This is a genomic window from Pacificibacter marinus (assembly GCF_018860505.1).
Lineage (GTDB): Bacteria > Pseudomonadota > Alphaproteobacteria > Rhodobacterales > Rhodobacteraceae > Celeribacter > Celeribacter marinus_B.
This window is the reverse complement of sequence record NZ_JAHKPU010000021.1, coordinates 1-14,337: the sequence shown is the minus strand read 5'-3', so window position 1 is coordinate 14,337 and position 14,337 is coordinate 1. Positions and strand designations below refer to the sequence as shown.

Annotated in this window: 10 protein-coding genes; 4 read left to right on the top strand and 6 right to left on the bottom strand. The window is 52.2% G+C overall.

The window, feature by feature from the left end; translation table 11 throughout:
* The first annotated feature begins 107 nt into the window (after positions 1-107).
* The 4 genes from KO503_RS08910 (at position 108) to KO503_RS08895 (ending at position 5,319) form a co-directional block, all read left to right on the top strand.
* A complete protein-coding gene (locus KO503_RS08910) occupies positions 108-1,202 on the top strand; it encodes a TRAP transporter substrate-binding protein (protein WP_215991207.1) in 1,095 nt (364 codons plus the stop codon).
* 162 nt (positions 1,203-1,364) lie between these two features.
* Entirely contained in the window at positions 1,365-2,294 is a 930-nt protein-coding gene (locus KO503_RS08905; protein WP_215991206.1) for a TRAP transporter small permease subunit, read from the top strand.
* 49 nt (positions 2,295-2,343) lie between these two features.
* Positions 2,344-4,698: a TRAP transporter large permease gene (locus KO503_RS08900; RefSeq protein ID WP_215991205.1), complete on the top strand. Its 2,355-nt coding sequence runs from the start codon at positions 2,344-2,346 to the stop codon at positions 4,696-4,698.
* A 156-nt stretch (positions 4,699-4,854) separates the two neighbouring features.
* Entirely contained in the window at positions 4,855-5,319 is a 465-nt protein-coding gene (locus KO503_RS08895; RefSeq protein WP_215991204.1) for a hypothetical protein, read from the top strand.
* Between the two features lie 15 nt (positions 5,320-5,334).
* Here the strand turns inward: KO503_RS08895 and KO503_RS08890 are convergent, their stop codons facing one another.
* The 6 genes from KO503_RS08890 to gpJ all read right to left on the bottom strand — a co-directional run.
* Positions 5,335-6,195 carry an arginyltransferase gene (locus tag KO503_RS08890; protein WP_215991203.1) on the bottom strand — a complete coding sequence of 287 codons (861 nt, stop codon included), beginning with the start codon at positions 6,193-6,195 and terminating at the stop codon, positions 5,335-5,337.
* A gap of 150 nt (positions 6,196-6,345) precedes the next feature.
* Positions 6,346-6,834, bottom strand: coding sequence for an RDD family protein (locus tag KO503_RS08885; RefSeq protein ID WP_252731015.1), 489 nt, complete (start codon positions 6,832-6,834; stop codon positions 6,346-6,348).
* Positions 6,835-6,942: 108 nt separating this feature from the next.
* Positions 6,943-7,386, bottom strand: coding sequence for a DUF2852 domain-containing protein (locus tag KO503_RS08880; RefSeq protein WP_215991202.1), 444 nt, complete (start codon positions 7,384-7,386; stop codon positions 6,943-6,945).
* 321 nt (positions 7,387-7,707) lie between these two features.
* Positions 7,708-8,892 (bottom strand): hypothetical protein, encoded by a 1,185-nt coding sequence (locus KO503_RS08875; protein WP_215991201.1) that lies wholly within the window; start codon positions 8,890-8,892, stop codon positions 7,708-7,710.
* 491 nt (positions 8,893-9,383) lie between these two features.
* Positions 9,384-11,780, bottom strand: coding sequence for a hypothetical protein (locus KO503_RS08870; protein WP_215991200.1), 2,397 nt, complete (start codon positions 11,778-11,780; stop codon positions 9,384-9,386).
* 9 nt (positions 11,781-11,789) lie between these two features.
* On the bottom strand, positions 11,790-14,337 hold a 2,548-nt coding region (gpJ, locus tag KO503_RS08865; protein WP_215991199.1), incomplete at its 5' end, for a TipJ family phage tail tip protein.

Here is a 14,337-nt window from a genome sequence, read left to right as displayed (position 1 = left end):
GTGAGGTCGGTTTCGAATCTCGGCGTCCATGGGCGCCGTGTTTGTAATTGTAGCGCCGTAAATAGGGCTACGAACTTGTCATAGATTTAACGGGAGGAAACTATTCTATGGATCGTCGTTCTTTTTTGAAAACATCCGCACTTGGTGGTGCATCCGCTGCCGCAGCAGCCACATTGGCAGCACCTGCTTACGCTCAAGGTAAACGTACTTTGACGATGGTCACAACTTGGCCACGCGGCCTTGCTGGTGTTTGGGATTCTGTTGAGCGTTTCGCAACATCCGTCACAGAGATGACAGATGGCCAGTTGACCATCGAGCCAAAAGCAGCAGGCGAACTTGTTGGCGGTCTTGAAGTATTTGACGCGGTGACATCCGGTCAAGCCGACATGTACCACGGCGCTGACTACTACTTTACTGGTCAGCACCCTGCATGGGCGTATTTCACAACCGTTCCTTTCGGTATGACAGCGCCAGAAATGATGGTGTGGTACTACGGCATGGGTGGCATGCAAATGCACCACGAGCTTGGCGAAATTTTTGGCTTGAAATCTTTCATCGCCGGTCAAACCGGTGGTCAAGGTGGCGGTTGGTTCCGCAAAGAAATGAAATCAGCAGCTGATTTTCAGGGTTTGAAATTCCGTATGCCTGGTCTTGGCGGCGAAGCTTTGGCGAAACTCGGCGCATCTGTTGTGACCATGGCGGGTGGCGAAATCTACCAAGCTTTGTCCACTGGCGCGCTTGACGGCACTGAGTGGATCGGTCCTTGGTCTGATGAAAAACTCGGCTTGCAAGAAGTGTGTGACTTCTACTACCCAGCGGGCTTCCACGAGCCAGGTGCAGCTTTGTCAGTTGCAACCAACTTGGAGCTTTTCAACGAGTTGACGCCAGCGCAGCAAAAAGCGATCGAAGTGGCGTCTGGTGATGCGCATCAGCACAACTACTCTTTGTTTATGGCGAACAACGGTCCAGCGCTTGAGCGTTTGATCTCTGGCGGCACTCAAATCATGTCTTTCTCTGATGATGTTTGGGATGCTTACGGTGCAGGCTCTAAAGAGGTGCTTGACGGTTACATGGACGACACAATGTTTGCGGATATCCGCAACTCTGCTGAAGCCGCGATGGCTGCGACATCTGGCTGGGCTGGTCGGTCTGACGGTGTTTACACATCACAACGTGACCGCGTTTTGTCTAACCTTAAGTAAGCTAAATAACAGCTTGATATGATTGGAATGTGCGCTATTTTGCGCGCATTCCTTTTGACTGGCCTTTATGGCTGGCTTTTTTTACTGGGATGACCTTTTTTGCACTGCGCTTGTTCTGCGCGTGATGCCAAAAAGGTCTGGGGATTCAGGAGACATTCAAACATGCAAGAAGACGCCGCAACATCGGTCCTCGGGGCTGTCATTGGCGGGATTTGGTGGTTGATCAGCAGTATTGGCATGGGCTTTTGGCACATGGCCTATGCGATCTCGCATCCAAGCCTTTGGCTGGATTGGTCGAACAAAGAAAGCCTTTTGCGCTTTGTTTATTACGGCGGTTCCACCGAACTGTTTTTCGTATTTTTTAATCTGTTCCTCATCGTCACAATCATCGGATTTTTCAAACGCGATTTTTTGTGGGGCGTGGTGCGCCTGTTCGAGGGCTTTACCAACGGGGTCGGACGACTGGCCGCTTGGGCGGGCCTTTTGATGGTGCTGCAACAGATTATGATCGTGTTCTTGCAATCAATTTTCCGTATCGGTGAAATTTCGGTCGCGCCCTTTGGGACAGGCTTTACCCAGTCTGTGACATGGTGGTCTGAAAGCATCAAATTCGAGAACGCCATCGTTGTGGCGCTTTGTGTGTCCTACGCTTTCGTGCAGGGCAGTCACGTGCGCGTGGATTTGGTGTATGCGGGCGTGTCTCACCGTGTGAAGCGCGCGATCGATATGTTCGGGTCGCTGATGTTCATGATCCCTGTGGCGGTGCTGACATGGATGTACGCATGGTATTTCTTGTGGCGTCACCTTATCACGCCAAAGGTATCGGCCTCTGACAAGTTGGAACTGATGCTGCGCAAAGCGCGGATCGTGAAATGGAATGTGGAAACCGTGTCCTTTACCGGCGATGGCTTCAATGCATATTTCATGTTTAAAATCCTGATCCTATCCTTCCTTGTTCTTATCTTTGTTCAAGCAATAGCCTTTTTCTACCGCTCGTTCCTTGAGTTCGTTGAGGGCGAAGAAAGCGCTGGGAAGTACTTGGACAAAGACACGCTTGGTGCAGGCGAAGAAGCCTTTGAGGGGACGCATTGATCATGACCTACTCCACACATATCAATCTTTGCACTAAGGGGCTCGGCTCATGATTTTCGGACTTGATGGCGTAGAAATTGGCCTCATTATCGTTTTCCTCAGTCTGTTTGCTGGGATTTTGACAGGCTTTCCGGTGGCTTTTGCCATCGGCGGCGCGGGGCTTTTGTCCTTTGGTATTATCGCTGCGCTCGATAGCGCCGGTATTTTGATCCACGAGGCGATCGACACAGGGTCGCAGGCCTATAAGGATCTGACGGCTTCGGGGATAAACCCTGTTAACATATCGCATTTCAGGTATCCTGATCTGCCCACCTACGCTCAGCCCTTGTTTGAAGGCGGTTGGGAACGGGCGATGGATCGCAACCTGTCCTTTATCGTCAACCGCATGAACGAACGTGTGTTCGCGGGGGCATCTATCGAGACTCTTTTGGCTGTTTTGATGTTCGTGATGATGGGCATCGTGTTGGAACGTTCCAAGATTGCCAACGATTTGCTGACCACAATGGCGCGTGTTTTTGGCCCGTTGCCCGGCGGTTTGGCTGTGTCTGTTGTGATCGTGGGCGCGTTCTTGGCGGCCTCTACTGGTATCGTGGGCGCGACGGTTGTGACCATGGGTCTGTTGTCTTTGCCGACCATGCTTAAACATAACTACTCGCCTGAATTGGCGACCGGTGTGATTGCAGCGTCAGGCACTTTGGGGCAGATCATCCCGCCCTCTATCGTTATCGTGTTGCTCGGCACGCTTGCTGGCGATCTGTATTCTGCCGCGCAAGAGGCACGCGCGCAGTCCTTTGGCTGTACGGATGCTTTGACCTATTTGGGCAAACCTGCGGTTGTTTCTGTTGGGACATTGTTCCAAGCGGCGATTTTGCCGGGCGTTATGCTGGCAGGCTTCTATGCGCTTTACGCCTTTGGCTACGCGCTTTTTAATCCGTCCAAAGCGCCACCCGTTCACTTTGAATCAGCCTCATCTGAGCCGATCACACGTCGCGAAGGCATTTTGTGGTTCATCGCGATGCCTGTGTTTGTCATTGGTATGGCGATCATGTCCGGCCAGTTTGGTCTTGCAGGATCGCAAGCCATCCAAGTGAACCAGTTTACGGACATTGGCGACCGTGCCAGCCTGCGCACCAATGTAAACGAGACTTGCCAAGCGGCGATGATCACTTTGCATGGTCAAGAGGCTTGGGACGTGGCGGTTGCAGAGCAACTGGCGATTAACAACAGTGGCAGCTCGCAAGAAAGCGTGCGCCGTACAGATGCTGAAATGCTCGATTTGACCGCACAGGCCGTTGCTGATGCGCCATTGATCGGCAAAGGCATCTTGGTTGTAATGGTGATGTTATCCATCGCATTGGGCTTTGGCCGTGGCGTGTCCCTGTCATCTGACGCACGTCCTTTGGTTGTCGGCGCTGTTGGCGTGGTTGCGGTTTTGGCGCTGGACATGTTGTTTGTCGGCCCTCTGACCTCACCTGGCACGGCGTTCATGATCTATCTTATTCCGTTCGCATTGATTGCGTTTGGTATGAAAACGGCTGTGGTCAACTTGGCACGCAATGAATTGTTCCGCGTTGTCTTCCCACCGCTAATTTTGATCGTGGCCGTGCTTGGTTCGATCTTGGGTGGGGTGACCAATCCGACACCGGCTGCGGGTCTTGGGGCAGGGGGCGCGCTGTTGCTGGCCGCCTACCGCAAGCTGCGCGATCAACAACAAGTGTCTAAGATCATCATCGGCGGTGCCTTTGCTGTGGTTGTGATGATCTTGGTTGGCGCGAACTTTGATCTGCGGATCACGCGGGACGATGTGCCGTTTGAAGACTGGGTCGCTTATCTCGTTGCGCTTGGCTGTTACTACTTTGCTTTCTTTGGCATCTTGTACTCTTGCTACGTTTTGCTTGGGGACGGCACGCTGAAAGTTGTGGTGCGCGAAACGGCCAAGGTGACCTCTATGGTGTTCACCATTTTGATCGGATCGCAACTGTTGAACCTTGTGGTGATTTCCTTTGGGGGCGAACATTACATCCAGCAATTCCTACGTAGCTTTGACAATGAATTCACTGTCTTCTTGCTGGTCATGGCTGTGCTGTTTGTTCTGGGGTTCGTGCTCGATTTCCTTGAAATCATCTACATTGTTGTGCCCATCGTCGGACCTGTGATTTACGGCGGCACGATGGACCCGAAATGGGTGACGATTATGATCGCCGTGAACTTGCAAACCTCGTTCTTGACGCCGCCCTTTGGTTTCGCGCTGTTCTACCTGCGCGGTGTTGCACCACCCTCTGTCACCACGGGGCATATCTATCGCGGGATCATTCCGTTCGTGTTGATCCAAGTCGCTGGGCTGGCTGCGTTGTGGTTGTTCCCTGATGTGGTCACGATCATTCCGAACCTTTTGGCACGGTAGATTTTAGACTGATGTATTAAGAAAGGCCTCGCAATTTGCGGGGCCTTTTTTTTATAGGCGTGACTTTATATTTGACTAAAATAATCAGGTATTGATTTTTGATCTGCATCCTGTAATCTTATACAAATACTAAGGTATTAACTTGAGGAGTCGCCTGTGACCCAATTCGACCCGCGTCTTGCTGGCGCTGCCCCTGTCTCTCGTGTGGAAGCCGTGGATGGGCAGACCTTGTTCTTGATCACAGCGCTCAGAGCCTTTGGAACGGCGAGGGAAATAGACCTTTGGGAAAACTATGCCGCGCTGACAGATGTTGAACGTGCAGATACTGCACGGTCAGCTTTTGCCACTCTCATGGAGTTTGTAACGCGCAACGCACGACGCCCCTTAATGACACATGGCGGGGCCTGTAGCTGTATTGGCGCTGATGAGGCGAGTTTCGCGCAATTTGTCCGTTTGGCGGCAGAGGGCGACGCAGAAGACGCTATGCTTATGGGGATGCTGCTATTGCGTGCGGATGTGGTGCCCGTGGCCGTTGGGCTTGCCCAGCAGTTGGGGCTATTGGTCGGGGGAAACATCGGTCAGGCCGTTTTCAACAGGCCCAACCGGGCGGCATATCACTGAAGATCAGTGAAAAATTTACAACTCAGTGATCGTTGATGGCATATCCAAATCATCAGCTTCGCGGTTAGGTAAGCTGATGTTGGCGACCTGCTCTGCGATGGGTTGGGTGTCCTCATCTGCTGCGGGTGCCTCAAAAGTGTCGGGATCATCGACATTGACCCAAGCGCCATCTCGATAGACTTCGAGGGCTGAAAAGCGCGCTTTATAGCCCATTTTTTTCGACCCAGGCACCCAATACCCCAGATAGACGTAAGGCAGGCCAGCATCGCGGGCGATTTCGATATGGTCCAAAATGACGAAGGTGCCAAGGCTGTCTTTGGTCAATTCCGGTTTGTAAAATGAATAGACCATCGATAGGCCGTCATCCAGTAAATCGGTCAAACAGGTCGCGGCCAAAGCGCGGGTGTTTGTCTCTGTCGCAGGAGCATAATATTCGATCAAACGTGTGCGGATTGGCGTTTCTTCGATCATCGCGGCGAATTCGAACACGTCCATGTCGGCCATGCCACCATCCGCATGACGGGCTTCCAAATATTCGCGGAACATTTCGTATTGCGCCTCAGTTGCCCAAGGTGATGTGGCTGCGCGTTTGAGGTAGGCGTTTTTCTTGGCCGCGCGTTTTTGACTTTTGGTTGGTACGAAGTCTTTGACACGAATGCGCGCAGACATGCAGGCATTGCAGTCCACACAGGTGGGCCGGTAGAGCACGTTTTGCGAGCGGCGGAACCCTTGTTTGGACAAGCTGTCATTGAGTTGAACAGAGCCTTCGCCTTGCAAGGCCGTGAACAGTTTGCGCTCCATCCGACCATCAAGATACGGGCAAGCCTGCGGCGTGGTCACGTAAAACTGCGGAGCATGTGGAAGCGAGTGACGCATAACTGGGAAACGGACCGTTCTTTTGGGGTGGGTTTATTGTACCAAACCTCTGTGCCCCTGCAAGAGTGCAAGAGTTCAAATGCGATGCAAACTGCGCGAAAGGGCGCATATTTGCGCCCTTTGGTTAACATTCGACAGGTTTCGGTTTGGTTAAAACTGTGACGGCCGGTTGATCGCTGCCGTGCCTAAGATCACATCCGACAGACCTTGATTGCGGGCCGTGGTTAACATCAAAACCACTGAGACCACTTGCGGCAGTCCCATTGAGGACCAAACCGTAAAAAGACCGGTGTGTAAAACGGCCATGCCAAGATCAAAACGTTCGCCCTTTGCTGTGCGAAATTCGATCCCCATCATTCGCATCCCTATGGTGGCAGAGGCACGGGCCAGTGTCACGACGCGGTAGGCAAAGCTGACCACCGCCACCAAAAACGGAAAGAAAAAGATCCCCGTAAAGGCCGTAAATGGCACGATCAAAGCGGCCAAAACCACAACCACCACAAGGTCGATTACAAAGGCGATCAAGCGCTTTGTCGGCAGGTTTTCATAAAAACCGCTCTGATTGTGGGGATCGGGAAGGCCCCAAAGGGCGGTGTCGTCGTGGTGCATCGTTTCTGCCTCGTGCAAAATAAGGGTCATGGGAGTGTGTCATTAAATCGGGGTTTGAAAAGCAACGCGGACAGGGCGATATAGGGTGTGCCTTGGGTAGAAGGGCACACCCGTGCCGATTGCCGCTGAGCTTATGACTTACGCGTCTGAAGTGACGCTTTTGTCGGTTTCAGCCAGCTCGCTCGCCTTTTTGCTTTGATCATTCATGAACTGGTCAAACTCAGATTTGTCTTTTGCAGCGCGCAGACGTTCAAGAAAGGCTTCAAAGCTGCCTTGCTCGTCTTCCAAACGGCGCAGCGTTTCGGCTTTGTAAGAGTCAAACGCTGTGTTGCCAGAAGATTTAAAAGCGGCGTGGCGGGTATGGCGGTGGCTGCGTGGGCCACAAGAGGATTTGTTAAACATACGTTTGCTCCAGATCATGTAAAAGAGAAGGGCGAGGCCAACAGGCCAAAAGAAGATAAAGCCGAGCACCATGGCCGCGATCCAGGCGCCTTTACCTTTGTCATCGAGCCAGTTTTCTGCACGTGCGAACCAACCGAGTGGGCGGGCAGGGGCAGTTTCAAAATCAGCGGCATGTGTCATTGGGTGTCTTTCTTTGTTATGTTTGTATGTTTGAAAGTATGTAAATTCCTTTCACATTACTAAGATTGGGTTTGAACAATCATTTTGCAAGGCATTATGTGAATGTTTATTACATTAATTTTATTTCCTTTTGTTTTCATAGTGTTGGCATTTGTGAACCGATGGCGCGGGTGTAGCGCGACACGGATTTAGCGCGACACGGATTCTTGCAGTGTGTAGCGCGACAGGGATTCTTGCAGTGAATGACACGCAAAGTTGCAGCAAACACGTTTTTGGGTGAGGGGCTTTAATCAGGCATTAAACACTTGATTGTGCTTGCGCCTAGTATTGGGGATCGGCCAAAGATCCATCGTATCTCTTATTCGCCACAAGCATAGGGTAAAGTTCTGCATACCGTTGGAGCATAGGTGTCTCGTGAATGGTGAAAGGCTGCTTGAAATGCGCTTGAAGTATGACGTTTTGATCTAGAGACGTCCCTTGTACATGGTACATTGCCATTTCGCACTTGATAAAGAAGTCCCCACAATCTTCATGAGTTCTGGCTAAAGGAAGCATCTGGTTATTCCAGGCTGTGTTAGCCATCATTCTCATCCTAATGTAAAAAGGCGGATGAGACCGTTTAGATTGAACAGAACCAAAGTCCTTTTCTATCGCGGAAAGCGACAACATAGAGGATGCAACTAAAAGAAAAAGAAAGAATTGCTCATCATAGCTACTTGAGGGGGCGAGGCCCCAAGCCCCACCCTTTGCGTTGAGTGCGGATAGGTATCTTAGCGTGGCAACCGCAGCAAAGGCGTCAGCATCCATCTCAAGTGTTCGTAAGGTCAGTGCCCAATCACTATCCGTCTTTTCGGAGGCAGTTTCTTCAAACATTGCAATAGTACTTTGCTGGGGAGAAATGATGGCAAAATGGCCATGTAAAATATGCCCAGCTTCATGATTAATCAGCCAAAACAACATCAAAATCTGTGAGAAATCTAGGCGATCTTTTAGATCGTCACTTACATCTAGTTCCAATAGCAATCTCAAATAATCCATGTTCTCTGTAAGATCAGAGAAGTCTGGCCGCCCAGCGAGCAAACTACTGTGTTGCGGTTCAAAATTCCAATATTCCTGCAGGTTGTCGCTCAGAAGCGCCCGTTTAACTTGGAGCGACGCAGCATTCATGTCTGCTATCCAAACCGCGATGCAAAAATCGTCTTTGTTAAGCTGTATAGCTTGCGCGCGGAACTGATGTATTTGCTCTTCTTCTGCCTGAGTACTAGCTACAAAACAAATGTAGACTTTTCCCTTGTTGATAGCACGATTCAACGCCAACATCTGACCAACCACAACTTTGAAAAATGATGCTGCGGCCATTCTCCAATTGCGTTCATCAACGTTCATGTCATTTAAAATGATATCTGCTGGCACACGTAGATCACGGTTAATTGCATTTCTTACTAGGTGATGAAATTCGTCCGGAATATACAAATGGTGTTGGTCAAATGCATATGTTTCAGACATGGGCTTTTCCTCAAGACAGTTTAGAGCATTGGTAAGTTCTAAATAACTTTATTTATCCACGATAAACATAAAAATTCTAGGGTTTTACTAATGGAAAATGCAAATGAAATTTCATATTTGACTTACCCTGCAACCTGCAAAACACGGTTTTTGGTTAAGTTTCGGCTGTGAATGTGATTTGCCATAACAGTCAATGAACCGTGGATTTGCACTTTCTGATGGTAGTTGGGCAAAGTGATAGCATTCCTCCATTTAAGACTATTTGCAGGATTTAAATGTGCGTAATGGGCTTTACCATTCTCATCACCAGATGATCTGATAAACTACAGATATGCATCCTCAAGCTGGCTGCTAGGCAGTTTTTTTGATATATTTTCACACTTGGGAAATATGGTTGCGTTAAGCCTGCTTTTGTTGTGTCGTTTTAAGCGGCCTTAAATACCCAGCCCACTACTCAGCATTTCGCTGACACGGCATAGTTGGTATTAGCGTCACCCCAAAACCCTGTTTTTGTGTAGCGTTCCGTCACGGACATGCAGCGCAAATTGAGCAGCCAACGCGCCATATGCGAACTTATAGAACGCAGCGTTCGGATGGTTGTGCTGGATCAGTCCAGTACCGTCACCGTCGATGGTCGCGTCAGCTCGGAACATAGAGTTTGGCAAAGTCGCTTCTGTGAAGTTACCAGAGGCCCACGCGAGGTCGTAGTATCGGTATTGCATCGCTTGCAAGTCCCAGAGCATTGCCCCTGCGTCAGTACATGCCTGACCGATACGGAAGTTTTGTTCATCGTAAGTGCGCCATCCGTAATGCTTCACGCCACTGCCTGTGCGATCCATTTTCACCAGACGCTCACTGTTGGCGGGCCAAATGACACGTTCTTCGTCAACGGTGGTATTTTGGATTTTGACAGAATAGGTGCCAGTGTATGAGATTGTCTCATTCACCGTTACAACACCAGTCGCCCAGTCTATTGACGCGATTGTGTAGACACCGGCAGCATCACCGGAGAAAACAGTCAACTCGTCGCCAATAGCAAATGTGTACCCGTAAGTATTGATGGCAAGCAGTGCAATAGTGCCAGCGGCAGCGTCGAATGTGTGCGTATGAGTAGCGCTGTAGGTTGTGTTGCTGGTCGGCCAAGATGACTTATAGCCGTCAGGGAATTGTTGAGGGTCTCCACCACCAGAAAGGAAGTCTGTGTGCGGGTGGAAAGTATTTGTGATGATCGGCATAGCGTTGCGGTCAACACCGCGAATGGCCGCAATCAGTTCGATATAGTCATCATACACACTTTCCATAGTGGCAGCACCCGAACTGCTGGAAATACCGCCGCTGTTCATATTGTTGAACCCGACGATTAGATCGTAGTCGCCAGCAGTGGTGTTTGTTAGCTGGTCCATAAACTGATCAACGGTTTCTCCGCCAACAGCGTTTACCTCCGCCGAGAACTCGACGTTACGCATGTAACCAAACGTCTCGTTCAGACAGTCCCGCAAAATCCGAGAAGGTGCTGACGCCCCGCCATCATCCGCACCAGCACCAGTGTCGATGGATGAGCCCAAACCAAGAATTTTTAGCTCCAAAGGCGCGTCTTGTGTTCTGATACCCTCAGACCATGTGAAGAAGTTGTTAGGGTTTCGTTCACTTGTAGCCCAATCGGCATCACCCGACGATGGTCCGTTGATCTTCTCCATCAGCTCCATGGCTTCTGTTTCAAAAGCCCCAGACGAACCTGAATTTGCCTCAACAATAGTCAGACGAGTGTCCAATGCTGCTACGCCATCCGCGATTTCTTTCAGATCACCAAGGGTTATACCAGACGCCAACAAGACCCAAGGATTGCCGCCACTTGCATCATACCGCACTAAATGCAATCGGCCTTGTTCAATGTCACCTGCAGCCAAAAGCCCACCATCCGCATGACGAATTGTAGAAGCACCAATCCCATTTACATTGAGCGTCGGGCTTGTAATCGTGTTGGTCTCCGCAGCCCTAAAGATCAGGATGGACCCGTTGACACGAGCAAAGTCTGTCGTCACCTCAATGGCATTCGCCGTGCCCCCAACTACGCTCGGGATCAACGACGAATTATTTGCCTTTGAGATATATTGATCTGCAATGTTCAAAAGCTTGAACGCGTTTGAGGGCGCACCGGACCAGACAAGATCATAGGTCCAACCTGACTTGATCGCGCCTACACCCGGATTGCCGCCAGTTTGCAATTTCAGGTTATACGTTCCGCCGCCGTTCACTTGGATCGTCACACCAGCCGTTGTATTTGTGGCTGTCGCGGTGAAGCGCAAGCTCAATCCAGCTACCAAGTTTGGAACGTCTGTATTCGTCAGGGTGATTGCGTTGTCTGTGCCGCCCACTGCGCAATGGAAAGACAGAGCGGAGCGCACGGTTTTATCGAGCTTCAAATCATCTGCCGTTGCGCGATCAACTGCTTCTTGTTCCAATGCCGATTGATCGGCCTTCGATGTCAGAGCTGCGACTGAGGGCTGGCTTTCGACAAATACAGCCACGCTGCCTGTATCGTGTAGATAGACATCATAGGCCACATTTGGGTCGGCATTGTCGACTTTGAATCGCTGCCCTTCGGACGTATTGGCGATCCCTGCTGCTGATGTTGCATAGGGAATGGCCTCAGCATAGGTGCCATCCTCAAGCACTGATAGGCGCGTGCCTTGATCTGAAGATGTCGCCTCGAGCACCGCTGCGCGATCTTGCAAAGGTGTAATCTGCTCAGCAAACGCGTCTGATCCCGCAACCTGCGCGGCCAAATCAGAGACCTTTTGGCGCGCAGTTGATCCATCTTTGTTGACAAGTACCTCATCGCAGAGAGTAACGCTGTCGAGATTGTTTGTGCCTACTCCATTGGCCATGTCGTTCTCCTAAATAATTGTGATTTCAAAAGGGCCAGACACCGGCCCCGGCAGACCGTCCGCGTTCTGCGGCTCGATCCAGATGTAATGGGTGCCTCGATCGAGGCAGCCTGAGGTTTCCAAGTAGGCCACCACGCTATCAAGCGATCCGTCGAAGTCAGTGGAAGCCAAGAACTCAACCGTGTCGTTGCCGGACACAGCTTGAATGCGGTCGCTGTAAGTGCCGTCCATTGTGATGGCCGTTCCCGCACGGGTCGAGCCGCCCGTGAGGCGCGGCGTGAGTGTGCCTGCTGAGGTGCCCGCGACAGTGAACCCAAAACGATAATACTTGCCCGTCGTGGCGGTAATTGCCTGTTTAATGGCATCCGATGAGCCCGCCGTATGCGTGGCGACACCGCCTGCAATGGCCCAGCCCGCATCCAAATCCCACGCGGCCGCATTGGTCATCGCACCGCCTGAGACAAGGTTCTCGCGGGTGGTATCGCCAAGCGTTGTGGAAATCGTCGATTGCGGCTCAACCGCCAAAGGCTGGCCTGTTGCATCCGTTTCGCGGTCCAACGTGGCAGATGTCGAGCGGTAAATTTGCAAGGCCGTTGTCGCCGCATCATCACCGGTCGCGATCTGAATCAAAGCGCCGCCCAAAAGCGTGGTCACAGTGATCGCAGCCTCATCAAGTGCGGTCGGAATATCCGCATCGCCCGCGCCTACGGTCATCGCGATGGCCGTAGAATAGGGGCCAAAGATGCCCGTGGCTGACACGCCACGCGCTCGCAATTCTATCGCATCGCCCGTTGTATACCCCTCAATTTGGCCACCACCGGAGCCTGCTGACAGGGTGACTGTGGTCCAAGCTCCGCCGCTCAAACGGTGGTCAATTTCATAAGAGGCGGTTGAGATCGCGCCAGAACCGGGCGCAATCAAGAAGGTGATGAGATCAGCGGTATCTGTGCCTGCAAACCCCGACGTAATCGATGTGAAGCGCGGCGCGGAGGGCTGCAATAGATTGTCGTCAATCTCGGCCCCAACGCGGCTGGACCACGCGGGGATCTCGGTGGCGTCCAGCGCGACATCAATTTGCGGCGCGGCATCGACTTGGCGCAAAATAGAACATCCGTCAGCCGTGCGTTCGATGCCAGTGATGATCCGCTGATGGGCGGTGAATGTTGCAGGACCGATTTGGATCACAGCGCGCAGATCAGGCACAGGGCCGCTGCCCATTAATGTCAAAACAGAAACCTCATCGCTGGCGTGCTGCACCAGACGCACAACGGAGGTGCCGATTGTGTCCTCATCATCCTCAAAGTGGCGAAACCGCACCGCGTAATCTGTGTCCGGTTCCATGCCAACAAGCTCATCGATCACCAGCAGATTGCCCGAAACCTGCAACACGCGCGCGTCCAGATGATCGCGCGACAGGCTGTAGTCGTTGACCATGACATGATCGCCCCGCGTGGTGACGCGCAGCGCGCCGTCTTGGGTGGCCTCAAATGTGTCGGGGCGGTGGATGATTTCCAGCTGACGCCGCCGCGCCTCGCGCCAGACTTCCGCCGCATAGACCTTGCCCGGCATGGCAATCGCCTCGACCTCTTCGATGTCGCCCACAAAGCCTGGCCATGGGATTTCGCGCTGGGTTTCTTTGTAGTCATTGCCCGCATCTTTGAAGGTCACGACAAAGGCATCGGGCGGGGTCACATAAGAGCGCGATCCAGAAAAGGCCCAAGCATTGCGCGGCGAGATATGATCGACAATCAGCGCGTCCTCAGTTGGCTGATCCACCACAACGCCCCAGTGCAAACCGTCATGGTTGCGCGTGGCGCGTCCGGCTGCGCAAATCTCGGCCAAGACATCGCCCAGCAAAGTGGTCGTGGATGAGAGCGCCGCATTGTAGGTCAGGCCTTTGGCGGCGCAAAATTCATGCCAGTTTTGAATCTGCTCTAAATCCAGCTCCGCATCGGCCACGGCACGCGGGTTCTCAGGCGCTTGCAAAACGTGGCGATAAAGGCTGGCAGGGTTCTGGGTGGCGCGGTTGATCCATGTTTCGGTGGGCGCATCCCAATCCAAACAGACACGGCTGGCAAGGACGGAGAGATTATCCAACGCGCCATTGAGCTGGTGCGTGGCTTTGATCCGCAAAGCCACCAGCGCAAGAGGCCGCGTGACATTGAGCGGATACTCAGGGCGCAGCGTTTGAAGCGCGGCCCAATTGGTGCGCTGTTGCTTTTTGCTGTCATCTGTCTCGTCCGTCATCATCGTGGCGCGGACTTGCCACTGCGCGCGGCTGGAAAAGGTCCAAGAATGCTGACGGTAGAACCCTTCGGCCTTCTTGGCGCTGATCTCTAACGTCTCAACCTCTTGCCATTCGGTCGCCTCAACCAAGCGCTGCTCAAGGCGCACGGTCACGGAATGTGTGCGCTTTTGCCCGTCATCGTTGAAGCGCACCAAGCCTGCGGGAAACGACAGAATAACAGTTGCCCCGCTGGCATCTTTACCCGTGGTGCGCACGACAGGGGTTTCAACCGGGTCTTCATCGTCGATAGTCTTGTCCCGCTTACGTTCC

Excerpts from the sequence above, each read along its gene's own strand:
- KO503_RS08885 (WP_252731015.1), bottom strand. The coding sequence starts at position 6,834 with ATGACCCTTATTTTGCACGAGGCAGAAACGATGCACCACGACGACACC.
- KO503_RS08870 (WP_215991200.1), bottom strand. The coding sequence starts at position 11,780 with ATGGCCAATGGAGTAGGCACAAACAATCTCGACAGCGTTACTCTCTGC.
- KO503_RS08890 (WP_215991203.1), bottom strand. The coding sequence starts at position 6,195 with ATGCGTCACTCGCTTCCACATGCTCCGCAGTTTTACGTGACCACGCCG.
- KO503_RS08910 (WP_215991207.1), top strand. The coding sequence starts at position 108 with ATGGATCGTCGTTCTTTTTTGAAAACATCCGCACTTGGTGGTGCATCC.
- KO503_RS08880 (WP_215991202.1), bottom strand. The coding sequence starts at position 7,386 with ATGACACATGCCGCTGATTTTGAAACTGCCCCTGCCCGCCCACTCGGT.
- KO503_RS08900 (WP_215991205.1), top strand. The coding sequence starts at position 2,344 with ATGATTTTCGGACTTGATGGCGTAGAAATTGGCCTCATTATCGTTTTC.
- KO503_RS08875 (WP_215991201.1), bottom strand. The coding sequence starts at position 8,892 with ATGTCTGAAACATATGCATTTGACCAACACCATTTGTATATTCCGGAC.
- KO503_RS08905 (WP_215991206.1), top strand. The coding sequence starts at position 1,365 with ATGCAAGAAGACGCCGCAACATCGGTCCTCGGGGCTGTCATTGGCGGG.